At 74.8% G+C, this 21,570-nt stretch carries 22 protein-coding genes and 1 pseudogene; 9 read left to right on the top strand and 14 right to left on the bottom strand.

What is annotated here, in order from left to right:
- The 5 genes and pseudogenes from AB0N04_RS09275 to AB0N04_RS09255 form a co-directional block, all read right to left on the bottom strand.
- A pseudogene (locus tag AB0N04_RS09275) lies at window positions 1-848 on the bottom strand (hypothetical protein); the annotation flags it as partial.
- A gap of 168 nt (window positions 849-1,016) precedes the next feature.
- Window positions 1,017-2,519 carry a hypothetical protein gene (locus AB0N04_RS09270; protein WP_363363834.1) on the bottom strand — a complete coding sequence of 501 codons (1,503 nt, stop codon included), beginning with the start codon at window positions 2,517-2,519 and terminating at the stop codon, window positions 1,017-1,019.
- A gap of 121 nt (window positions 2,520-2,640) precedes the next feature.
- Window positions 2,641-3,591: a hypothetical protein gene (locus AB0N04_RS09265; RefSeq protein WP_360216205.1), complete on the bottom strand. Its 951-nt coding sequence runs from the start codon at window positions 3,589-3,591 to the stop codon at window positions 2,641-2,643.
- Window positions 3,592-3,730: 139 nt separating this feature from the next.
- Window positions 3,731-3,988 carry a hypothetical protein gene (locus AB0N04_RS09260; protein WP_363363831.1) on the bottom strand — a complete coding sequence of 86 codons (258 nt, stop codon included), beginning with the start codon at window positions 3,986-3,988 and terminating at the stop codon, window positions 3,731-3,733.
- A 17-nt stretch (window positions 3,989-4,005) separates the two neighbouring features.
- Entirely contained in the window at window positions 4,006-4,149 is a 144-nt protein-coding gene (locus tag AB0N04_RS09255; protein ID WP_360216199.1) for a hypothetical protein, read from the bottom strand.
- Window positions 4,150-4,581: 432 nt separating this feature from the next.
- Between AB0N04_RS09255 and AB0N04_RS09250 the strand changes: the two genes are divergently transcribed.
- Window positions 4,582-5,571, top strand: a complete 990-nt coding sequence (locus tag AB0N04_RS09250; protein ID WP_360216196.1) for a helix-turn-helix transcriptional regulator — start codon at window positions 4,582-4,584, stop codon at window positions 5,569-5,571.
- A 49-nt stretch (window positions 5,572-5,620) separates the two neighbouring features.
- On the opposite strand, the gene AB0N04_RS09245 is transcribed toward AB0N04_RS09250, so the two are convergent.
- The 4 genes from AB0N04_RS09245 to AB0N04_RS09230 all read right to left on the bottom strand — a co-directional run bounded on the left by AB0N04_RS09245 (window position 5,621) and on the right by AB0N04_RS09230 (window position 8,732).
- Window positions 5,621-6,868, bottom strand: a complete 1,248-nt coding sequence (locus AB0N04_RS09245; RefSeq protein WP_360216193.1) for an MAB_1171c family putative transporter — start codon at window positions 6,866-6,868, stop codon at window positions 5,621-5,623.
- Window positions 6,853-7,374 (bottom strand): regulator component, encoded by a 522-nt coding sequence (locus tag AB0N04_RS09240; protein WP_360216190.1) that lies wholly within the window; start codon window positions 7,372-7,374, stop codon window positions 6,853-6,855. The genes AB0N04_RS09245 and AB0N04_RS09240 overlap by 16 nt, the downstream gene beginning before the upstream one ends.
- A 125-nt stretch (window positions 7,375-7,499) precedes the next feature.
- A complete protein-coding gene (locus AB0N04_RS09235; RefSeq protein ID WP_360216187.1) occupies window positions 7,500-8,069 on the bottom strand; it encodes a hypothetical protein in 570 nt (189 codons plus the stop codon).
- Between the two features lie 57 nt (window positions 8,070-8,126).
- Entirely contained in the window at window positions 8,127-8,732 is a 606-nt protein-coding gene (locus AB0N04_RS09230) for a TetR/AcrR family transcriptional regulator (RefSeq protein WP_360216184.1), read from the bottom strand.
- A gap of 94 nt (window positions 8,733-8,826) precedes the next feature.
- On the opposite strand from AB0N04_RS09230, the gene AB0N04_RS09225 reads away from it, so the two are divergent.
- The 3 genes from AB0N04_RS09225 (at window position 8,827) to AB0N04_RS09215 (ending at window position 10,667) form a co-directional block, all read left to right on the top strand.
- The gene (locus AB0N04_RS09225) at window positions 8,827-9,291 is read left to right on the top strand and encodes a nuclear transport factor 2 family protein (RefSeq protein WP_360216181.1); all 465 of its coding nucleotides are present in this window, start codon (window positions 8,827-8,829) and stop codon (window positions 9,289-9,291) included.
- The gene (locus tag AB0N04_RS09220; RefSeq protein ID WP_360216178.1) at window positions 9,288-10,226 is read left to right on the top strand and encodes an ergot alkaloid biosynthesis protein; all 939 of its coding nucleotides are present in this window, start codon (window positions 9,288-9,290) and stop codon (window positions 10,224-10,226) included. The genes AB0N04_RS09225 and AB0N04_RS09220 overlap by 4 nt, the downstream gene beginning before the upstream one ends.
- Before the next feature lie 117 nt (window positions 10,227-10,343).
- Window positions 10,344-10,667 (top strand): hypothetical protein, encoded by a 324-nt coding sequence (locus AB0N04_RS09215; RefSeq protein WP_360216175.1) that lies wholly within the window; start codon window positions 10,344-10,346, stop codon window positions 10,665-10,667.
- Window positions 10,668-10,726: 59 nt separating this feature from the next.
- Here the strand turns inward: AB0N04_RS09215 and AB0N04_RS09210 are convergent, their stop codons facing one another.
- Window positions 10,727-11,509, bottom strand: coding sequence for a VOC family protein (locus tag AB0N04_RS09210; protein ID WP_360216172.1), 783 nt, complete (start codon window positions 11,507-11,509; stop codon window positions 10,727-10,729).
- Between the two features lie 496 nt (window positions 11,510-12,005).
- Between AB0N04_RS09210 and AB0N04_RS09205 the strand changes: the two genes are divergently transcribed.
- Window positions 12,006-13,097, top strand: a complete 1,092-nt coding sequence (locus AB0N04_RS09205; protein ID WP_360216169.1) for a substrate-binding domain-containing protein — start codon at window positions 12,006-12,008, stop codon at window positions 13,095-13,097.
- Between the two features lie 131 nt (window positions 13,098-13,228).
- Here AB0N04_RS09205 and zapE read toward each other — a convergent pair whose 3' ends face one another.
- The 3 genes from zapE to AB0N04_RS09190 all read right to left on the bottom strand — a co-directional run bounded on the left by zapE (window position 13,229) and on the right by AB0N04_RS09190 (window position 16,146).
- On the bottom strand, window positions 13,229-14,302 hold the full coding sequence (zapE, locus tag AB0N04_RS09200; RefSeq protein ID WP_360216166.1) for a cell division protein ZapE: 1,074 nt from the start codon (window positions 14,300-14,302) through the stop codon (window positions 13,229-13,231).
- 137 nt (window positions 14,303-14,439) lie between these two features.
- Entirely contained in the window at window positions 14,440-15,669 is a 1,230-nt protein-coding gene (locus AB0N04_RS09195) for a serine hydrolase domain-containing protein (protein WP_360216163.1), read from the bottom strand.
- Between the two features lie 180 nt (window positions 15,670-15,849).
- Entirely contained in the window at window positions 15,850-16,146 is a 297-nt protein-coding gene (locus AB0N04_RS09190) for a hypothetical protein (RefSeq protein WP_360216160.1), read from the bottom strand.
- Between AB0N04_RS09190 and AB0N04_RS09185 the strand changes: the two genes are divergently transcribed.
- Window positions 16,136-16,864, top strand: a complete 729-nt coding sequence (locus tag AB0N04_RS09185; RefSeq protein ID WP_360216157.1) for a DUF4232 domain-containing protein — start codon at window positions 16,136-16,138, stop codon at window positions 16,862-16,864. The two genes, AB0N04_RS09190 and AB0N04_RS09185, sit on opposite strands and share 11 nt — an antisense overlap.
- A 167-nt stretch (window positions 16,865-17,031) precedes the next feature.
- Here the strand turns inward: AB0N04_RS09185 and AB0N04_RS09180 are convergent, their stop codons facing one another.
- Window positions 17,032-17,907 (bottom strand): hypothetical protein, encoded by an 876-nt coding sequence (locus AB0N04_RS09180; RefSeq protein WP_360216155.1) that lies wholly within the window; start codon window positions 17,905-17,907, stop codon window positions 17,032-17,034.
- A gap of 145 nt (window positions 17,908-18,052) precedes the next feature.
- Between AB0N04_RS09180 and AB0N04_RS09175 the strand changes: the two genes are divergently transcribed.
- From AB0N04_RS09175 to AB0N04_RS09165, 3 genes are all read left to right on the top strand, one after another.
- A complete protein-coding gene (locus tag AB0N04_RS09175; RefSeq protein ID WP_360216152.1) occupies window positions 18,053-18,652 on the top strand; it encodes a DUF4255 domain-containing protein in 600 nt (199 codons plus the stop codon).
- Window positions 18,649-19,539 (top strand): hypothetical protein, encoded by an 891-nt coding sequence (locus AB0N04_RS09170; RefSeq protein WP_360216149.1) that lies wholly within the window; start codon window positions 18,649-18,651, stop codon window positions 19,537-19,539. Before AB0N04_RS09175 ends, AB0N04_RS09170 begins: the two co-directional genes overlap by 4 nt.
- A 66-nt stretch (window positions 19,540-19,605) precedes the next feature.
- A complete protein-coding gene (locus AB0N04_RS09165; RefSeq protein ID WP_360216146.1) occupies window positions 19,606-21,564 on the top strand; it encodes a phage tail sheath subtilisin-like domain-containing protein in 1,959 nt (652 codons plus the stop codon).
- Window positions 21,565-21,570: the final 6 nt, after the last annotated feature.

Raw genomic sequence — 21,570 nt, 5'->3', positions numbered from 1 at the left:
ACCTCGACCCAGGTGCCGCTCCACTGGCCGGTGGTGTAGTCGGCGTCCATGGAGTAGACGCGGCCGGTGGAGCCGAGTGCGTAGACGTGCATGCTGCTGCCGATGGTGACGCTGGTGAGGGCCTTGAGGCCGGATCCGCCCAGGGGTGACCAGGCGCCGGTCCAGTTCCCGGCGGCGTAGTCGCCCTCGGTGGCCCACATCCCGCCGTCCGAGCCGATGATGTTCAGGTGCACCCCGTTGCCCGTCGCCGACGCCGCCACCGTCGAACCCGACCCCGACACGGCGGCGATGGCGTCGACGATGCGTTGGGCGTCGGCGGCCTGGGGCTGGTAGCGGTCGGGGTAGGCGGAGACCTGGACCTTCTGGCAGACGACGCCGATGGACTGGCTCTGCCAGCTGCCGTTGGGGTAGGCCTTGAGCATGGCGTTGAGGAAGGAGTTGGTGGCGTAGGCGGGGTCGAGGCGCTGGTCCACGGTGCCCCACCAGTCCTGTTGCTGGAAGAGGCCGACGCTGGTGGCGTCGAGTTTGTTGGGGTTGTTGCGCAGGTCGGATTCGACGATGGCGGTGGTGAGGGCGATGACGGCGGCGCGGTCGGGTAGGCCGCGGGTGCGGGTGGCGTTGACGATGGCTCGGGCGCAGGAGACGCGGTAGGCGTTCATGTAGCCGGCGAGCTTGCCGGTCATGGTGGCGTTGAGGGTGGTGGCGGCGGTGCTGTCGGCGTCGGTGACGGTGCCGCAGGTGCGGTCGGGCAGTAGGGCGTAGGCGGGGGTGGCGGTGACCACGGCGGGGATGGTCAGGGCGGCGGCGGTGGCCAGGGCGGGCAGGATCGAGCGCAGGCGGGTCTTCATCGGGAGCGGGAGCCCTTCGGGAGCGGTGGGTGAAGTGCCGGGTACGTGCGGGCGCTGCCCGGAAGGGGCGCGCCGGCCCGCGGCACCGGCCGGGGAGATCCGGCCGGTGCCGTCAGGGCGTGGCAGGGGAGGGCGTGCGGCTGGGCGGGGCCGTGGGGTGTCGCCGTGTCAGTGGGCGGCGATGGCGCCGCCGGGGATTTCGGCCCAGGCGTTGCTCCAGCGGCCGGCGGTGTAGTCGGCGTCCATGGTGTAGACGGTGCCGGTGGCGCCGATGGCGTAGAGGTGGACGGTGTTGCCGGTGAGGGTGGAGGTGAGGGCCTTGAGGGCGGAGCCGCCGATGCGGTTCCAACTGCCGGTCCAGTGGCCGGTGGTGTAGTCGCCGTCGGTGTTGTAGAGGGCTCCGTCGGCGCCGAGGATGTTGAGGTGGACGGTGTTGCCGGTGGCGGTTGCGGTGAGGGCGGTGGCGCCTGCGGCGCCTCCGGGGACCTCGACCCAGGCGTCGGTCCAGCGGCCGGCGGTGTAGTCGGCGTCCATGGAGTAGACGTGGCCGGTGGAGCCGATGGCGTAGAGGTGGACGACGTTGCCGATGGTGACGCTGGTGAGGGCCTGGAGGGCGGAGCCGCCGATGCGGTTCCATGCGCCGGTCCAGTGGCCGGTGGTGTAGTCGCCGTCGGTGTTGTAGAGGGCTCCGTCGGCGCCGAGGATGTTGAGGTGGACGGTGTTGCCGGTGGCGGTTGCGGTGAGGGCGGTGGCGCCGGCGGCGCCGCCGGGGACCTCGACCCAGGTGCCGCTCCACTGGCCGGTGGTGTAGTCGGCGTCCATGGAGTAGACGCGGCCGGTGGAGCCGAGTGCGTAGACGTGCATGCTGGTGCCGATGGTGACGCTGGTGAGGGCCTTGAGGCCGGATCCGCCCAGGGGTGACCAGGCGCCGGTCCAGTTCCCGGCGGCGTAGTCGCCCTCGGTGGCCCACATCCCGCCGTCCGAGCCGATGATGTTCAGGTGCACCCCGTTGCCCGTCGCCGACGCCGCCACCGTCGAACCCGACCCCGACACCGAGGGGGAGTCGACGATGTTCTTGTAGCGCAGCGCGGTGTAGCTGCTCATGGGGTGGGAGGAGAGCGAGGAGCCGTTGAGGTTGCCGTCGGTGTTGAAGTTCGTGGGCCTGCTGCGGCTGCTCTCCTGGTAGTAGTTGAACGTGCCGGCGTTCTTGTCGCGCCAGCCGGCGAAGATCACCACGTGTTCGCTGCTGTTGAGGATGTCGCCGGGCTGGAGGTCCCACTTGCCGATCGAGGTGGAGTAGGACGGCAGGCCGAGCGTGTTGGGGCTTTCGGGCAGCTGCCAGGCCATCGAGACGAAGCCGGAGCAGTCCTGGCGGTAGCGGCCGCCGGTCTGCCCGTCCGACCACCAGCTGTAGGGAGCCGTCAGGCCGTTGGTGCTGTACGGCACCGCCTGGTTCACCCAGGCCTGGGCCCGGGTCAGCACCTGGCCGCGGGTCACCTGGCCGCCGGGGGCGGCGCCGTTGCCGATGGAACCGGTGGAGGAGGCCGCGTAGTAGGTGGACAGCACGCTGTCGGCGTGCGCTGCCGGGGCGGTGGCCGTGACGACGGCGGTCAGGCAGGCGGCGGCGAGCACGCCGGCGGACAGACGGGAGGCCGACTTGGAAACGGGCATGGCGAATCCTTCGAGGTGAGAGGGGTGTTGGGTCGCGGTGCCGGGCACGGATCGGCGCGGCACGCGGTGAGGTGATGTCAGTGGTGGTACGGGCAGCCGCGCGGGCGGTGCGGCCCGGGGATCAGTGCTGGGCGCCCAGCGCGGCCAGGGCGGTGAGCAGCGCGGCGTCGGTGCCGGTGTCGTGCGTCGGGCCGGGGCGCTCCGCCAGCTCGTCGAACTGGAAGAGTGTGAGGGCGGTGCCCTGCTGGAGCGCGTAGACGTGGTTGGTCTGCCGGTCGGGGGCCGACATGCCGCCGACTCCGGTCCACTGTCGCGACCATGACGTTCCGTCGGACGTCTCGGCGGTGCGGGTGACGGCTGCGTCCTGGGTGACCCCCTGGCGGGCCTGCAACTGCCGCGACGCGGTCTGGCAGGCGCCCATGTCGGTGACGAGCTGCTGGTAGGCGGCGTGCGCGGCTTCGGGGGTGGCGAAGCTGAACAGCTGCTGCCCGGCCGGGTTCCTGGCCGCGCTGACGTAGCCCTGCTGCTGCCAGGTGGCGGCTCCGGAGACGGCCGCGCACTCGTTGAGGGTGATCTTCCGGCCCTGGATGTCCTGGCTGCTGAGCGGGCCGTCGGGCTTCCACCCGAAGGTCGACGCGATCGGCAGCTTGGCGAGTCCGGCCGGGGCGACGGCGGCCGTCAGCGGGGTCTCCGGGGCCGCGGTGCCCGCGCCCTGCGGTGCCGCCGGGGCCGGGGGTGCCGCGGAGGCGCGGGGCGTGGGCGCACTCGTGCCGCCGCGCGCACCGGGGGCGCTGGTGGCCGGTGCGGGCGCTGCCGTGGAAACGGGCGGGGCCGCCTGGTCCGCCGGGGGCGGCGCGGTCTCGCCTGCGGTCGGCGTCGCGGAGCCGGTAGGTGGCTCAACGGGCTTGTCCGTCGGCGGAGTCGTGGTGGCCGCGGGCGTCCCGGTGGCGGGCGCGGCGGCCTTGGGGGAGTCCGCCTGCGCGGCGGCGCAGGCGGTCAGTGCGGCGGCGGACAGGACGAGGGCGGCGGCCGAGACGGCGGTGCGGGTCGAGCGGCGAGGGCGTGCGGGCATGACGGCTCCCGGGAGGGCGGCGGGTGGAGAAGGAGAGGGCTCGGCGCGAGGGCGTCGGCGGCAGCGGCAGCGACAGCGGCAGCGTCGGCGGCGGCGGGCGCGGTGTCGGCGGCGGGCGTGGCGCCGGCGGATGCGGCGCTCAGCGCCGGTCGAGCGTGAGGCCGTGCGAGGCGAGCGGCCCGTGGACCCGGGTCAGCAGCGCGTGCATCTGGGTCATCGCGGCCGCGGTGGAGGCGGCCCGGACGAAGAGGTAGAGGTCCAGCGACCGGTCCGTGGTCACGGCCCGGACGTGCTCCAGACCCTCGGAGGGCCGGGCGTGCGCCCAGATCAGGTCCTGGACGGTGGCCGGGGCCGGGTCGTGCGGTCGTGCGGTCGGGGCTTGGTTCAGACGGGCCATCACGACCCGCATCGAGCTCAGTCCCACCCGATGACCGAGGAGGCGACGCCGGTGGGGGCCGCCGGAACCGGGGCGGTCGCGGCGGTCGCGGCCGGGGCGGCGGCGAGCAGCAGCAGGGCGGCGAGAGTGGCGGTGGCGAGCGACGAGACGGTGCGGAACATGGCGATCCCCCTGGACGGTTCGGTACTGGACTTCGGGCCGGTCCCGGGGCGCTTTCCCTCGCGGCCCCTTTCCGGTGAGCACCATCCTGCTGGTCCGAACACCCCTGCGGAATGCCTCCGCCCTGGCACCAAGGAGCCCTGGCACCTTGGTGACAGCGGCCCGGGTCCGGACCCTCGCGGAGGCGCCCGGTGGGTCCGGCCGCTGCCACGGGCGCGGCGACTGCGATCGCCACCCCGGTGGCCGGTCGCCTCGCCCTACCCGGGGCCGGTGCCGGTCCTTCGCCCGCGGGCTCGCTCATAGGAGCGCTCATAGGAGCGCCGTGTCGGGCGGGCTGACGAAGAGAAAGGGAGGTTGATCTCACCGACAGGGTGGCGATTATGATCGTCATGGTTGGGGTTCGCCGACACCGACGTAACGCTGGGGGATGCACGGTGCTGGACGTTTTCGGACTGGACACTCGCACGGAGGCCGTCTACCGGGAGATGCTGGAGGGGCCTTCCGGTGGCGTCGCGGAACTCGCGGCAAGGGTCGGTACGACCGAGACGGAGGTGCGGGAGGCGCTCGACCAGCTGGTCGAACTGGGCCTGCTGACGCCGTCCCGGGAGGCCGTCGGCGGACTCCGCGCCGTCAGCCTGGAGGTCGGGCTGGCACATCTGCTGCGCCGGCAGGAGGAGGAGGAACTGGCCCGGCACCACCGGGCACTGGCGGTCGGGAAGGCCGCTGCGGCCCGGGCCATCGCCTCGTACTCGGCGCTGCAGCCGGGCACCAATCTGGAGGGAAACGAGCGCCTCCTCGGACTCGACGCCATCCAGGCCCGGCTGGAGGTCCTCACCCGGGGGCTCAGGGTGGAGTGCCTCTCGATCATTCCGGGCGGTGCCCAGTCCGAGGCGAGTCTGGAGGCCTCCCGGCCCCTGGACGAGGAGGCCCTCGACCGGGGTGTGCGGTTGCGCGCGGTCTACCAGGAGAGCGTCCGCAACGACCCGCCGACGCTCGCGTACGCGCAGTGGACCACCGACCACGGGGGTGAGGTCCGCACCAGCCACGTGCTGCCCGCCCGGCTGCTGATCTTCGACCGGACGACGGCCCTCGTCCCGATCGACCCGGACAACTCCCGGCGCGGAGCGCTGTGCACCACCTCCCCCGGGATCGTGGCCACGCTCGTCGCGCTCTTCGAGCAGACCTGGGAGGCGGCCGTTCCGCTGGGTGCCGCGCGGGTCGGCTCCGGCGAGGACGGGATCAGCGAGGGGGAGCGGGAGCTGCTGAAGCTCCTGGCCTCGGGGATGACGGACGAAGCGGCGGGCAAGCGCCTGGGGGTGTCGCTCCGCACAGTGCGCCGGCAGATGTCGGGGCTGATGGAACGGCTCCAGGCGGCCAGTAGGTTCGAGGCTGGGCTGAAGGCGGCCCAGCGCGGCTGGCTGTGACGACGCGCCACCGCTCCCGCTTCGGCCACCGCTCCCGCGTCGCGCCGCCCTACGCCTCGGCCCCGCTCCGGCCGAGCTCCCGGTAGGCGTCCGCGACGGCGAGCACCCAGGCGATCTCCTCGGGCAGCGAGCGCCCGCCGGCGGTGGCGTCGAGCACGGCGGGCGGCGCGGGGGCGGCGAGGCCCCGGGCCCGGTGCCGGACGGCCGTCCGCAGCCAGCGGGCCTCGACGCGGGCGAGGCCCTCACCCGCGTCGAGGTGGACGTCGGCGCCCGCGGCGGCCCTGGTGTCGACGGCCGGGCCGCCCCCGGCGCCGCCGGCCGTGCCGGTCGCCGGGGATCCGCCGGTGACGGGGGAGTCCTCCCGCAGGACCAGCGCCGCGTCACGCAGGGCGAAGGCGCGGTGCGCGAGCTCGACGGAACGGTCACCGGGCGTCAGCAGACCGCGCAGCCGGCTGCCGGGGGTGCCCAGCACCACCTGCGGCACGGCCGTGGTGACGTCCGCCCAGAGCGGGTGGAGCCGCCACAGCGCGTACTGGTCGCGCAGGTAGCCGGCCAGGGAGCGGGTGGGCGGGATGGTGACGCCGAGCACGAACAGGACGATCATGAGGGCGGGCAGCAGTTCGGAGACGGTGTCGGTGAGCGGGACGGGCTTCCCGTCCGCGTCGAGCCGGGTGGAGTCCCCGCTGCTGAGGACGAAGTAGACGCGGTAGACCGTGTAGACGAGTCCGGTGGCGCTCGCCGCCGCCAGGCAGGTGACCCCGGCGCGCATGGCGCCGGGCGGAACGCTCGCCCGGTTGGACCAGAACAGGACGGCGGCCTGCGCGGCCGCGACCGCGAAGACGGTGTCGAACACCCCCAGGTACAGCTCGACCCCGGGATCGCCGTAGTGCGCGTCGATGCCGAAGGCGCCGTCGTGGTCGTGTGGCAGGGCGAGGAGGAAGAGCAGGGTGAGCGCGACGGCGGCGGCGCCGGTGAACAGCATCCGGGCCCGTGCGGCGCCGGGCCGCTGCGGACGGCCGCGGACGGCCTGGACGTACTCCAGCATGAAGTAGCCCGCCACCACTCCGGCGAGGTGTTTGACCAGCAGCGTGATGTCCCGGACGCCGCTCAGCTCCGCCAGGGCGCGCTCGACGGCAGCGGGCCGGACGCTGAGCCCGGCCGCGATCGCGGCGAAGCCCGCCCAGATCGAGCGGTTGGCCCGGGTGGTGAAGGCCGACGGTGTCCGCCAGAGCACGACGCTCCAGGCGAGCGTCGGCATCAGCCAGGTGAACAGCGGGCGCATCAGGAGTTCCTCCACCGGTGCGGGCGTACGGGGTGCGCGAGGCTCTCGGCCAGGCGGCCGGGGCCCGGGCCCGGGTCGGCGGCCGTGCCGATCAGGCCGGCCAGCAGGAGGGCGATCATCTCCGCCTCCTGCTCCTCGGCGGTCTCGTAGCTGGTCCGGCCCGCGCCGAGGACCTCGCCGACGAGCTCCGGGGTCAGGTCGGGCAGCAGGGAGGCCAGCCGGGACAGGTCGAGGGAGCCCTGGTGCCCGCACAGGACGTGGCCGAGCTCGTGGAGCTTGATCAGGTCCTGGTGCGCGGGGCTGGTGCGTTCCTCGTAGTAGACGACGTCGATGCTGGGCAGCGCGATCCACAGGCCGCAGGGCAGGTCGGCGCCGAGGGCGGGCAGCGGTTCCAGGACGATGGGGCGCCCGCGGAGCCGTTCCAGGGCGGCCCGGAACGCCTCCACGGTGAAGGGGTCCGGCAGTCGGAGACCGGCGAGGCGCCGCTCGCATCGCCGGCGCAGGCCGCGGGGGAACGCCATGGGCAGGAGGCTCTTTCGGAGGTGGCGGGGAGGTGGCGGAGGTGGCGGGGCGGGTGCGGGGCGGGCTGCGCGGCGCGGGGCTCAGGCCCCGGCCGCCACGGGGCCGGGGCGTACCTGCACCCCGGTCATGTCCCGTCGGCCGTGGGGCCGGTCGCCTTGCCGGTCGACCCGTCCGCCGCCCCGTCAGCCGGACGCCTGGTCCGTTCCGCCGCCTGTTCCTCGACCTGGCGCAGGTTGTCGGCGAGGGCCAGCAGCACCCGCAGGCTGCCGTTCGACAGCGAGGAGGCCCGCTGGACCAGGTTGACGACCCCGTCGTTGCCGAGCGCCTGCCGCAGCTCGCCCATGCGCTCCAGCTGCTCCAGCTGCTCGTCCACCACGGCGGCCCTGGCGTCGTCCAGGAAGTAGCTCGCGCCGGCGCTGATGCCGAACCCCCGGCCGAGCCAGTCCAACGTCTCCACCGTGGGGTTGGAGGCCTGCCCCTTCTGGTTGAGGCCCAGGTGCAGGTTGCGGACGGTGTCCCGCGAGATGACGTCCCGGCCCGCCAGGCGGTTGATGCGGTCGGCGAGTTCCCGGTACGCCGGGGGCCGTCCACCGGACCTGGCCGCCTCCCGGGCCATCAGCCGGTCCAGCCTGCCGGCGATCGCCGAGGCGCGGTCGGTCGGCTGATCAGGCCCGCCGGTCGTTGCTGCCGCCACCTCTACCCCCTCCCCGAGCCCTGTCACGATACCGGACGCCCGGCGCGCCGCGTCCGGTCACGGGAGGAGCCTGGCGGTGTGGGCGGCCAGCCGGGCGCGGAGCTCCTCGCGGGGGGTGGCCAGCTCGCCGGCCAGGTGCTCGACGAGGTCGGCGCGGGTGGCGGCGAGGAGGGCGTGGGCCGTGAAGTCGGCCTCCGCCGGGGGGAGCAGCCCGGTCAGCAGGTCGCGGAGGAGGGCGTGCCAGTGGGCGTAGTGCTCGGTGCCGTAGGGGCTGTCGGCTCCGGTGCCCTCCAGGGCGAGGGCGAGGTGCCGGTGGTCGAGCTTGAAGCACAGCAGCGCGTCGAGCAGGGCGGGTACGCGTTCGGCGGGCGTGGCGGCGGGCCCCAGGGGCGGGGGGCCCTCCGCCACGGCGGCGGTCAGGGGGCCGAGCCGCTCCTGGTAGAGGGCGCGGATGAGGCTCGTGCGGTCGCCGAAGGCCCGGAAGAGCGTGCCCTTGCCGACGCCGGCGGCCGCGGCCACGTCGGACATGGTGACGTCCTCGGGCCGCCGGGAGCCGGTGAAGAGCGTGTCGGCGGCCGCGAGGACGGCCGCCCGGTTGCGGACGGCGTCCTTGCGCGGCTTGCGCTCGGGCGGAACTGAGGGATCGGGTGCGCTGACGGGCATGGGCGGGTCCACCTCCGGTTGCGATACGGACCGGCGGTCCGTATCTTTCACTGAAGCGGACCGCCGGTCCGTATCTTATGCGACGGAGGCACCCATGCCCGCGAACACCCCACCGTCGGTCGACCTCCCGCCGTCGGCCGGCACTCCGCCGGTCGAGCTCTTCCGCCACGGCCTGCGTCTGCTCCTGGAGCAGGACGTCCCCGGCTGGGTCGCGCTCTGGGCCGAGGACGGCGTCATGGAGTTCCCCTTCGCGCCGCCGGGCTGGCCGCGGAGGCTGACGGGGAGGGCGGAGATCGCCGCCTACATGCGCGACTACCCCGAGCACATCGAGCTGCACGACTTCCCGGACCTGGAGATCCACCGGACCGCGGACGCGGAGACCATCGTGGTGGAGATGCGCGGGGTGGGTCGGCTGGTGCGGACCGGCGGCCCCTTCGACATGACCTACGTCGCCGTGGTGACCGCCCGGGGCGGGCGGTTCACCTCCTACCGCGACTACTGGAACCCGCTCGCCGTCCAGCAGCCCGGCCTCGGCTTCGCCGGGGGTGCGGCCCGATGAGCGGCACCGGCACCACGCTCGTCATCGGGGCCACCGGCACCACCGGGAGCCGTACGGCCGCGCGGCTGCTGGCCGGCGGACACCGGGTCAGGGCCGCCGGCCGCCGCGGCGCACCGTGGGTCGACGCCCCGTCGTCCGCCGCGGAGGCGGCCGGTGCGCCCTCGTCCGCCGCGCCCTCGGTCGGTGCGGAGTCGGTCGGAACGCCCTCGGCCGCCGCGGAGTCGGTGCGCTTCGACTGGTACGACCCCGCCACCTTCGCCGACGCCGTGGCCGGGGCGGACCGCGTCTACCTCGTCCCGCCCGTCGGCGAGCCGGACCCACTGCCGGTCATGCTGCCGTTCCTGCGCCGCGCCCGTGCCGCCGGTGTGCGGCGCGCGGTGCTCCTCAGCTCCTCGGCCGTGCCCGAGGGAGGGCCCGCGGTGGGGCAGGTGCACCGGGCGCTGCCGGAGCTCTTCGAGGAGTGGGCGGTGCTGCGGCCCTCCTGGTTCATGCAGAACTTCACCGGTGAGCACCTCCACGCCCGGAGCATCCGGGAGCACGGCACCATCCTGACGGCGGCCGGGGCCGGGCGGGTCGGCTTCGTCGACGCCGAGGACATCGCCGCCGTGGCCGCGCACGCGCTGACCGACGAGCGCGCACCCGACCGCGACCTCGTGCTGACCGGGCCGGAGGCGCTCAGCCACGACGCCGTCGCCGCGGTCGTCGCGGAGGTCACCGGGCGGACGGTGGTCCACCACCGTCTGACCCACGGGGAGCTGCGGGAGAGGCTGTCCGCGCTGATGCCGCCGGCCTTCGCCGGGCTGCTGGCGGACCTGGACCGCGCCATCGCGGCCGGTGCGGAGGACCGCACGACGGACACCGTCCGGCTGCTCACCGGGCGCGCGCCGAACGGCTTCCGGCAGGTCTTCGAACGGGAGTTGACGGCGGCTCGGTGAGCCGTGACGTCCCGCCCGGGCCCTTGCCGCCCAGGTCGGGACGGTCGGGTCACTCGGAAGGCCGCCCTCGGTCATTCACCATCTGTTCATTCGGCATCCATCATCTAGCCTTGTCGTATGCCAATCCATCGCGTTCTGTCCGAATCGGTCACCGCGACGCTGCGCGGGGCGGGGTTCCCGATCGCCGACGGCGCGGGCGGGACGGAGGGCATGATGGTGGTCAACCACGCCCACGGCGTGACGGTCTCCTGGCGGGACGGCCTGCGGTCCGCGTCCGCCGAGCCGCCCGCGTCCGCCGGGAGCCGGCCGCACAGCGGTGCCGACGTCCGCTCCCGGCCCTTCCAGCTCACCCTGCGGGTCGCGGCGCTCCTGGCCGACGTCGGCTACTGCAGCGAGCACCTGGGCAACCGCGTGCTGGTCAGCGAACGCGACGGCCGCTGACCGCCCCCGCGAGGGGACCGTCAGCGGCCGTCGGGGTGCCCGGGCCGGGTGTGCCGGGTCTACATCGGGGTCGGCCTGATCATCGCGAACGGGGCGCCCTGCGGGTCCGCGACCACCGTCATCCGGCCGGCCATCATGTCGAACGGCGGGGCCAGCACCGTGCCGCCGCGCTTGACGAGGGCGTCGACGGTGGAGTCCACGTCGTCGACGGCGAAGTAGGTCAGCCAGTGGGCGGGGGTGCCGGGCGGGTCGTTCGCGAGCAGGGTGGCGCCGCCGACGGCGCGGTCGCCCACGTTCAGCGCCCAGTAGTCGACCTCGGCGTCCTCCATCCGCTTGACCTCGATGCCGAGGGCCTCGCCGTAGAAGGCGGTGGCGGCCGCGACGTCGCTGGTGTGCAGTTCGTTCCAGGTGAGCGCGCCGGCCTCGTTGACGATCCGGGCGCCGAAGAAGGTGCCGGGTTGCCAGACGCCGAAGACGGCGCCCTGCGGGTCGGCGGCGACGAGCATCCGGCCGAGGTCGCCGACGTCCATCACCGGAACGATCAGGGTGCCGCCCGCGGCGACGATCGCGTCCTGGGTGGCCTGGGCGTCGCTGCTCGCCAGGTAGCTGGTCCAGACGGTCGGCGGCTCCGGCATGCCCTCGGGGGCCATCGCCGGGCCGATACCGGCGACGGCCTTCCCGGCGAGCTCGCAGACCGCGTACCCGCCGAACTCGGCGGGGCCGGGCTGCCCCTGCCAGCCCAGCAGGTCGCGGTAGAAGTCCAGCGCCTGCTGCTGGTCCTTGGCCATCAGGTCGACCCAGCACGGGGTGCCGGTCGCGTACGGAGTGGTGACCTCGGGCATTCTCGCTCCTTCCACTGGCGGCCCCCGGTGGAGCCCCCTGTCGGTCACCCTTCCGCCGTGGGGTGCGGCCTGCCACCCGACACGCCGCGCGGCGGCGGGCGGACCGCGGTGCGGTGCGGTGCAAGAGCGGTGACGGAGCGTCGGGCACCGGGGCGTCGCGCGTCGGCCCGGCCGCCGGTCGCCCCGGGGGGGCGTCCCCGCGTCCGGGGAAAGGGTGGATCGGTGGCGCGGGTGAGGGTCGGAAGCGTCCGCGACACCCTCTCACCGGCCGGTCGCCGTCACCCCCGGCTGACGCGATGCAAGCCCAAGAGTTGACCTCATGAAAGCGGGCCCGGAACGCCACCTGCGGCGATCCGCGGGCGATCGTTCATCCATAACGAATTGGACAGCGGAAATAACGAAGACTCCTTCACTTATTGACGTGACGGCCCGGTGGCGCTTGACTCCCTCCTCTGTCGCTGCACCGGTGCGGCACAGGACAGGAGGCACCCCCCACATGAACAGACCCATGCGTCGCGCGGCCCAGGGCACGGCCGTGATGTCCCTGGCGCTCACCCTCGCCGCCTGCGGGCAGGGCGATGCGACGCAGAAGCCCCAGGCGGCCGGGAACGACCGCACCATCGGTCTGCTGCTGCCGGAGAACTCCTCCTCGACCCGCTACGAGGCGTTCGACGCGCCGCTGATCAAGGCCGGTGTGGCGGGCCTGTGCCCGGACTGCAAGGTCGAGTACGCCAACGCGGACGGCAACGCGGCCGCCCAGAAGAAGCAGTTCGACGACCTGCTGGCCAAGGGCGTCAAGGTCATCCTGCTCGACCCGGTCGACTCCAAGACCACCGCGCCGTGGGTGGAGGCCGCCGCGGCGAAGGGCGTGAAGGTCGTCGCGTACGACCGGCTGGCCGAGGGCAAGGTCGCCGCGTACGTCTCCTTCGACAACGAGCGGACCGGCGAACTCCAGGGCCAGGCCCTGCTCGACGCGCTCGGCCCGAAGGCCGCGGCCGCCAACGTGGTCATGATCAACGGTGCCGACTCGGACCCGAACGCCGCCAGTTTCAAGGCGGGCGCGCACCGGGCGCTGGACGGCAAGGTCAAGAAGATCGCCTACGAGCAGTCCGGCGAGTGGAAGCCGGACGTGGCCGCGGCGAAGATGGGCGAGGCGATCAAGAGCCTCGGCAAGGACGGCATCCAGGCCGTCTACTCGGGCAACGACGGCATGGCCGGTCCGATCATCGACACCCTGAAGTCGGCCGGCATCAAGAACGTGCCCGTCGGCGGCCAGGACGCCTCCATCGACGCGGTGCGCCGGGTCCTCACCGGCGAGCAGGCCTTCACGATCTACAAGCCGTACAAGCCCGAGACGGACGCGGCGGCCAGCATCGCCGTCCAGCTGGTCGAGGGCCTGGACATCAGCACGGTCGCGAGCTCGGACACCGTCAGCGCCGGGCAGCACATCCCCTCACTGCTGCTCACGCCGATCGTCGTGACCAAGCCGAAGGTCGCGGTCACCGTGGTCGGCGGCGGGCTCTACAAGGCCGCCGACATCTGCACCCCGCAGTACGCGGACGCCTGCGCGGCGGCCGGCGTCAAGTAGCACCCGCGGCGCGACGCGCGAGGACCGGCGGGGAGCGGCGCCCGACAGCGTACGGGCGCCGCTCCCGCCGTCCGTCGCACGACCACCGTGACGGCCACGGCCCGCCGCGCCCGACGGCCGTGACCGGGTGCTCAGCGGACGGCGTCCGGGGCCGGCTGCCGGAGCAGCGCGAGGCGGCTGGCGGTGCGGTCGAGGTCGCGCATCAGGGTGGAGCCGTCCGCGAGGCCGGCGAGCGGGTCGGCGCCGATGAGGATGAGCGGGACGTCGCGGTCGCAGTGGACGTCGACCAGGTTGGCGAACCGCCGGCGGCCGTCCGGGGACGCCTCGACGAGCGGCGGGACGCCGTCCAGGACGAGGGCGGGGAAGCGTTCGGCCAGCGCGAGGTAGTCCTGGACGGCGGTGCGGCCCTCGCAGAGCTCCTCGAAGCCGAACCAGACGAGGTCGTCGCGGACCGCCAGGGCCGGCAGCTCGCGGTGGTGGGCGGTGACCGGCCCGGCCTCCTCGGGGCGGGGCCGGGTGAGACCGGCCGAGGCCTCGTCGCCGGGGCGCAGCCGGGCGCCGAGCGCGAACCCGTGGGCACCGGCCGGCCGGGACCGCCGGAAGTCGGTCGTCCCGCAGACGTCGAGCACGTCCATCCGCTCCTCGATCAGCCGGATCGTCGGCTCGAAGAGGTGGTGGTAGAGCGGGTCGGGCATCAGCCCGGCGGGCGGGTAGTTGGACGTGCTGACGAGGGTGATCCGCCGCTCCAGGAGGGTGCGGAAGAGCCGGGCGACGAGCATGGCGTCGCCCGCGTCGTGGGCGTGGAACTCGTCGAAGACGAGGATCCGGCAGTCGCCGAGCAGCTCGTCCACGGCCCGGTCCACCGCGGCACCGTCCGAGGCCCTGGCGCCGCTGTGGTGGGCGACGCCCTCGTGCAGGCGGCGGAAGAAGTCGTGGAAGTGCAGCCGCCGCTTGCGCGGGGTCGGCAGGCCGTCGAGGAAGGTGTCCACCAGCCAGCTCTTGCCGCGGCCGACGGGGCCCCAGAGGTAGAGGTGGCGCGGCGGCCGGCGCAACCGCCAGGCCGGGTGGGCGAGTTCGCCGGCCAGCCGGCTGAGCCGTTCGACCGGGGCCTCCTGGGCCGGGTCGAGCGTGAATCCGCGCCGGTCGGCGGCCCGCCGGAAGTGGTCGCGCATGGCCTCGTACTGCTGGTGCACCCTGTCCGTCACGGATCCGGACCCTAGCAGGGCGTCAGAACCGGCAGGATCGTGGGGAGTTGCCGGGACGGGCCGGCCCCCGGGCCGTACGGGCGCGGCCCGGGCCCGGTGGGGGGAGGGCCCGGGCCGCGGGCGGGGAGCGGGTGGGGTCAGCCGAAGTCGGGGATCGGGTGGCCCGGGGCGAGGGCCGCGGCGATCCGCTGGGCGATCGTGTGGGCGGTGTGGCCGCCGGGGGCCTTCGGGCCGTTCGTGGTGGAGACGGCGATCGCCAGGTGCTCGCACGGGAGGTAGTCCTGGGAGGCGGAGTACCCGAAGAACAGCGGGTGCTGGGAGATCCAGTCGTCCAGCACCACCACACCCATGCCGTAGTGGGTGGCCTCGGTCTGCGGGATGCAGACGTCCGCCGCGCACGTGTCGGTCGGGTGGCCGAGGCCCACCGTCCCCGGGTTCAGCAGCTGCCGGTAGGAGGAGGGGGAGAGCAGCTCGCCCGCGCCGATGCCGACGGCCCCGCGGGCGAGGTCGCAGATGTCGGTGGTCTGCACCGCGCCGGGGGCGGTGGTCCACGACGGGTTCCAGAAGGTGGACTCCTCGTAGGTGCCGCGTTCGGAGGTGAAGGCGTGCAGGACGGGGGTCGGGATGTCCGGCGTGTAGCTGTTGCGGGTCTCGTGGAGGCCGAGCGGGTCCATGATCTTCTGCTGCAGCAGGACGTCCAGCCGGGTGCCGGTGATCCTCTCCAGCGCGGCGCCGAGGAGGACGAAGTTGGCGTGCGAGTAGCTCCAGTTGGCGCCGGGCTCGTACAGCCGCGGCAGGCCGGTGGAGATGGCCACCAGCTCCTCGGCCGTCCACTGGCGGAACGGGTCGGCGTAGACCGCCTCGCCGAAGCCGGGGGCCTTGACGTAGTCGACCAGGCCGGTGGTGGAGGCGCCGAGCATCCGCAGGGTGATGGCGTCCCCGTGCGGCAGGTCGGGCAGCCAGCGGGAGACCGGGTCGTCGAGGCCGACCACCCCCTCGTCGACGAGCCGCAGCAGCGCGGTGCCCATGTAGCTGATCGCCACGTTGCCGTTGCGGAAGTGCATGTCGGGCCGGGCCGGAACCCCGGTCATGGACTCGCCGAGCGCGGCGGTGAGGACCTCGCGGCCGTCGGCGGTGACCCGCAGGATCACCGACTTGAGGTCCAGCTCCTCCTTGGCCTGCTCGGCGATCCGCAGCGCGTCCAGCGCCGGCCCGCGCTCGGGCGCCGGGGAACCGACGCAGGGGCGGTGGCGGTCGGTTTCACCCGTGGCGCCGGCGGTGGTGGCCGGGGCGCTGACGGCGACGAGGGCGGTGACCGCGGTGAGCGCGGCCAGGCGGAGCAGGGATTTCGGGCGGGTGGGTGTCATGCCCGCAGTATCGGCGGGGGGTGTCGCGGCACCGGCGCGGCGGCCCGCCGCGCCGCCGGAACATCACCCGTCGGGCCCGCGCGGGCCGGGGGCGGAGCCGGAGTGTTGCAGGTCCGTTGCCCACGAAGTGGTGCGGGTCACTGCCGATCGGGCCGGGTCGTGATCGCATCGGATGATGCGTCAGTTCGAGAGGTCCCCCCGTTCGCTCCCGGTGCTCCGCCCCGTCGCGGCCGCCGCGGCCCTCGCGGTGGGCGCCGCGCTGCTCACGGGCTGCGGCTCCGGGTCGGGGCTCGCCCCGGCGTCCGCCGGTGGCACCGGTCCGTGCGGCGCGTCGTCGTCCGCACCGTCCTCGCCCCCGGGGTCGTCGGCCGCCCCGGGGCCGGCGGCCTCCGCGCAGTCGGCGGACGGGCGGGCGCCGGCCACCGCGCGGATCACCGCGGCCGGCGCGTCCTGCGCGGAGTACGAGGTGACCAACACCGGTGATCCGGCCGAGGGGCCCGCCGACGTCACCGTGCTGTTCAGCCGGCTGGCGGCGGACGGGGGCGTGCTGGACACCGAGACGCGCACCGCCACCGGGCTCGCCCCGGGGGCCACCGCGACCGGCCGGATCGACCTGGACGGGCGCCCGACGTCGCGGCCGGGGGACGTCGCGACCGGGCCGCTCGGCCCGATCCGGACGACGCCCGGCGCGGCCCGGCAGGTGAAGGTCTCCAAGGTCCGCAGCGTGCCCACCGCCGAGGCCCCGCGGCCCGGCGGCCCGTGCCCGGCGTCGGGCCTGCGGCTGTACGCGGACGAGGGCGACGCCGCGATGGGCCTGCGGGTGATGGGCCTGCACCTGCGCAACTGCGGGGACTCCACGGTGACCGTGAACGGCTACCCCCGGCTGCAGCCGCTCGACCTGAAGCACCGGCCGATCGACGGGGTGCGGGTCCTGTCCGGCGGCGCCGCGATCGCGAGCGGCACCGGTGCGGACAACCCGCCGCAGGAGATCGCGCTGCGGCCCGGCGAGGGAGCCCGCACCACCCTGGTGTGGCGCAACACCGCCGAGGCCGGCAGCGACCCGGTGAACGCCACCTACCTGCGGGTGCGCGCAGGCGAGGGCGCCGCCCCCGTGATGCTCACCCCGGAACTCGACCTGGGGACCACCGGGCGCCTCGGCGTCGGAGCCTGGGCCAGGGAGGACGACCGGTCCTGACGGCGCGCGGCCGGCCCGCCGCCGCCCCGGCCCGCGGTCACCGCAGGTGGCAGACGACCAGGACCAGGACCTGCCCGACGGCCGGCCCGGCGACGCGGTGCGCGCGTCCGGGCCGACCCGGGCCCCGCCCGGGAACCGGCCCGGCCGCCGACCGCCGTGGCGCCCCCTCAGCAGGGCTTGGGGGAGTACGGCCCGGAGGAGCCGCCGTGCGGGCCGCAGTCGCCCAGGCATTTGGCGGCCTCCGCCATCACCTCCTCGACCGTGTGCTCCCGCAGCTGCTTGCAACGGGCCTCCCGCCCCTGGTCCTGGCACGCCCGCACGGCCCGCCACCCCTCCAGGACGGCCACCGCCTCCCAGCCCTTCAGGACGTGCAGCAGCGTCCGGCACAGGCAGTCGACGTACTCCTGGACGCCCGGGAAGCCGTTCCACACGCCCTTGGCGGCCCGGTCCAGGACCAGCAGGCGCACGTACAGCTCCAGCGGGCTGCGGTTCGGGTCGGCCGCGTCGGCGGTGAGCTGGGCCGCGTCCGCCTTCAGCCGGGCGGCGCGCTGCGGCAGCGCGGTCTGCTCGGCGACCAGCTCAAGGAAGAACGCCGAGGCGGCGTCGATCTCGCTGCGGTAGTGCGCGATCAGCCCCGCGAGCTTGCCGGTCGGGTCGTCCTTGTGCCCCTCGGTGCCGAACTCGCACGGGAACTCGCGGCAGCCGGGCTCCCCGGCACAGGCCTCGATCCGGGTCTGCACCTTCTGCTCCGAACGCTCGGCGCAGTCGCGCTGCTCCTCGTCGAGCCGGCAGCGCAGCTGCTCGCGGATCGCCTTCAGCTGGGCGTCGGCCGTCTTGACGTCGTGCCCGGCGGCGGTGCGGGCGGCGCCGTAGTCCTTCTTCGCGGTGGAGAAGGCGGCCTTGAAGGGCTCCAGGGTCTTGAGGCTCTCCTGGATGACGTCGGCCCGTCGCCGGATGCCCTGCGCCTTGCAGGCGAGCGCGTCGATGGCGTCCGCGTCGCAGCAGCCGGAGTGTCCGGGAGGATGCGTGGTCTCGTAGCTCATGGCGTCTCCGCGGTGCTGGGGGAGCTCCCGGGTGCGGGAGCGGGCGGCCCGTCGAGTCTGGGCCGGGCGGTGTCACCGCACCGTCGCCCGGCCATCGCCGGCCGGCGGCAACGCTGCGGTGACGTCCGGGGCCGAGCATCGGACCATGGCTGGATACCGGGCACTCGCCGCCGTCGGACGCAGCGTGGTCGCGCTGCTGAACCGGCGTTTCGAGGAGGAGATCCCCGACGGCGCCGGGCGGCGGCCGCTCGCCGTCCTCGCCGGGCCGCTGGACTTCGAGCAGGTGGACACCGCCGGTGCGGTGATCCGCCACCCGGCCGTCTCCGTGTACTGCTACCGGCTCAGCATCGACCGGGAGACCCGGGCCGGCTGGGGCGCCGTCTCCGCGCAGGACGGCGTGCCGCGGCTGCCGCTGCGGATGCACATGATGATCGCCGCCTGGGACCAGTTCGTCGAGGCCGAGTTGGAGTGGCTCGGCCTGGTGGCGCGGACCCTGGAGGACGAGAGCATCCTCACCGGGCCGCTGCTCGACCCGAGCGGCGACTGGGAGCCCGGGGACACGGTCCAGGTCGTCTCGGACGAGCTCGCGATGGACTCGCTCAGCGAGGCGTTCCAGGCGATGAGCACCGACTACCGGCTCTGCCTGCCCTACCTGGCCCGGGTGGTGCGCATCGACGGCGCACGCCAGCCCCGCGCCGAGGAGGTCACCACGGTGGCCGCCCGCCTCTCCGGGATCCCGCGGTGACGGCCGGCGCCCGCCGGCGCGACGGGGCGGCCGCCGCGGGCGCGGTCACCGCCGCGGCCGCCGCCACGATCGAGGTCGACGCCGGCCCGGTGGCGGTGCGGCACCGGCTCGCGCTGGCCGTCCGCCCGCTCGACGCACGCACCACCGCGCCCGCCGCCGGCCTCCGCGTCGGGTACGAGGCCCCGCACCCGGGCGGCGCGGTGCGTCCCCTGGAGAACCACGGCGCCTCCGGCTGGGTGCTCCGCCACGGCCCCGGCGGCATCCGCGGCCGCAGCGTCCTGCTCCGGCTGGACGACCCGGCCCGCCGCCTCGTCCCGCGCCGCCTCCGCGTGCCGCTCTGGGCGCTCGACGAGCTCACCGGCGCCGACGACCGCCCGCCCACCGCCGGTTACGTGCCGGCCGCCTCCCGGCTGCTGCGCCCCTGGCTGCTCCCCGGGGCGGCGTACCCGGTGACCGGCGGCCTGACCGGCCTGCGGTTGCGCGTCACCCTCGGCGGCCGGCCGGTGCGCTGGCCGCGGGTGGAGGCCTTCGGCGCCGGCGGGGTGCGGATCGGCTGGGCGCACGGCGACCAGTTCGGCCAGGTCCTGCTGCTGGTGGACGGCATCGGCGGGCTGCCGCACCCGCCGCCCTCCGCCCTCGACGTCGCGCTGCGCACCGCCGTCCCGGACCCGGCGCACCCGCCGCCGGTCGATCCGCGGGACCCGCTGGCCGACCTGGTGGTCGAGGAGGTCGCCCGCAGCCACGCCCCGCCCGCGCCCGGGGACCTCGACAACCCGGTGCTGCGCGGCGTCGCCGCGCCCCCGGGCTACCGGACCGCCACGCGGGACGCCGTCCGGAGCCTGACCGTCGGCCGGGTGCTCCCCGAGACCGACCTGCCGCACGGCTGATCCCGTGACAGCCGGCCCGCGGCGCCCGCGCCGCAGCACCCGACCCGCGACCGAGGAGGCCCGTGCATGCCCGAGTACCTGACCCCAGGCGTCTACGTCGAGGAGACCAGCTTCCGCTCCCGGTCGATCGAGGGGGTGCCGACCAGCACCTTCGGCATGGCCGGGCGCACCGCCTACGGCCCGGTGCCGTACCTGGCCAACGGGCGGGTCCTGGTGCCCGGCCCGACGCTCGTCACCAGCTTCACCGAGTACGAGCGCGCCTTCGGCGGGCTGACCCTGGGCGACGGCACCCCCTGCCGGCTGGCCCTGGCGGCCCGCGCCTTCTTCGCCAACGGCGGGCGCCGGCTGTACGTCTCCCGGGTGTTCTCCTTCGTCCGGACGACCGACGCCACCCCGGTGGTCGACGGCCCGGCCAACTTCGCCTCGCTGACGGTGCCGTCGACGGGCACCGCGGTGCTGCGCTGGTGGGCCCGCTGGCCCGGGCTGGCCGGAGCCGGCATCAGCGTCGCGGTGGCGTTCCGGCGGAGCAAGAACGTGCTGATCCCCGCCACCGCGAACGGCGCGGCCGCCCTCCGGCTGACCGGGGTCCAGCCGGGCGCGGCCGTCGAGGTGCTGCCGCTGGCCGGGGGCAGGCCCCCGGCGCCCGACGACCGGACGAAGCCGCGGGCCGCCGACGTCCGGATCGTGGCCCGGGCCGCCGACGGCAGCCTCGGCTACCTGGCCGCGAACGGCACCGACGTCGACCCGCCGGCCGCGGGCACGGCGGCCTTCCACATCACCCTGGCCGTCACCGTCCGCTCCGGCGCGGACCGGCTGGACGTCTACAACGAGCTCGAACTGGACGAACGGCACCCGCGCGCGGTGACCAGGGTGCTCGGTGCGAAGGAGCCGGCCGACGAGTTCTCCCTGGTCTGGCTGGCCGACCTGACGGCGGCCGCCGCAGCCGCCCCCGTGACCCCGGTGACCCCGGCGGTCCCGCCGCCGCTGGTGGGCCCGCCGGTCCCGCTGGCGGCGGCGCCGCCCACCGCCGGGGACCGGCTGACCGCCCTGCTGTCGCTCGACGCCGCGCACCCCGGCTTCCTCCTCGGCGGCGGTGACGGCCTGGACCCGGGCGTCGCGGACCTGCTGGGCGAGCCCGCCGACCCGGACGACCTCAACCGGCCCGCCACCGGCCTGGCCGCGCTCGGCGAGGTCGACGACATCGCCGTCGTCGCCGTGCCCGACACCGTCGACCAGCCCGAACCGCAGCAGCAGGAGGCGGTGGACGGCCTGATCGCCCACTGCGAGCAGCTGCGCTACCGGATGGCGATCGTCGACCCGCCGAAGGACAGCGCGATCTCCGGAGTGCGCCGCTTCCGGGCCCAGTTCGACAGCAGCTACGCGGCCCTCTACTACCCGTGGCTGCGGATCACCGACCCCACCCGGCGCCCCGACCCGGGCGCACCCGTCCCGATGCTGGACGTGCCGCCCTCCGGGTTCGTCGCCGGGATCTACGCCCGCAGCGACACCGAGCGCGGGGTGTTCAAGGCCCCGGCCAACGAAGTGGTCCACGGCATGGGCGAGTTCGTCACCAACGTCACCTACGACCGGCAGGCCGTGCTGAACCCGGAGGGCATCAACGCGCTGCGCTTCTTCGAGGGCCGGTCCCACCGGGTGTGGGGCGCGCGGACGATGAGCTCGGACCCGGAGTGGAAGTACGTCAACGTCCGCCGGCTCTTCATCTACCTCGAGCACTCCATCGACAAGTCCACGCAGTGGGCCGTGTTCGAGCCGAACAACGAGCGGCTCTGGGCGTCCGTGCGGCAGTCCGTCGAGGACTTCCTGCTCGTCACCTGGAAGAGCGGCGCGCTGATGGGCAGCAAGCCGGAGGAGGCGTTCTTCGTCCGCTGCGACCGCACCACGATGACCCAGAACGACATCGACAACGGCCGCATGATCTGCCTGATCGGGGTCGCCCCCACCTACCCGGCCGAGTTCGTGATCTTCCGGATCGGCCAGTTCACCGCCGACGCGCCGGCCGCCTGACCGGCG

The organism is Kitasatospora sp. NPDC051702 (assembly GCF_040681575.1).
Classification (GTDB): Bacteria; Actinomycetota; Actinomycetes; order Streptomycetales; family Streptomycetaceae; genus Kitasatospora.
This window is presented reverse-complemented; position numbering and strand designations above follow the sequence as displayed.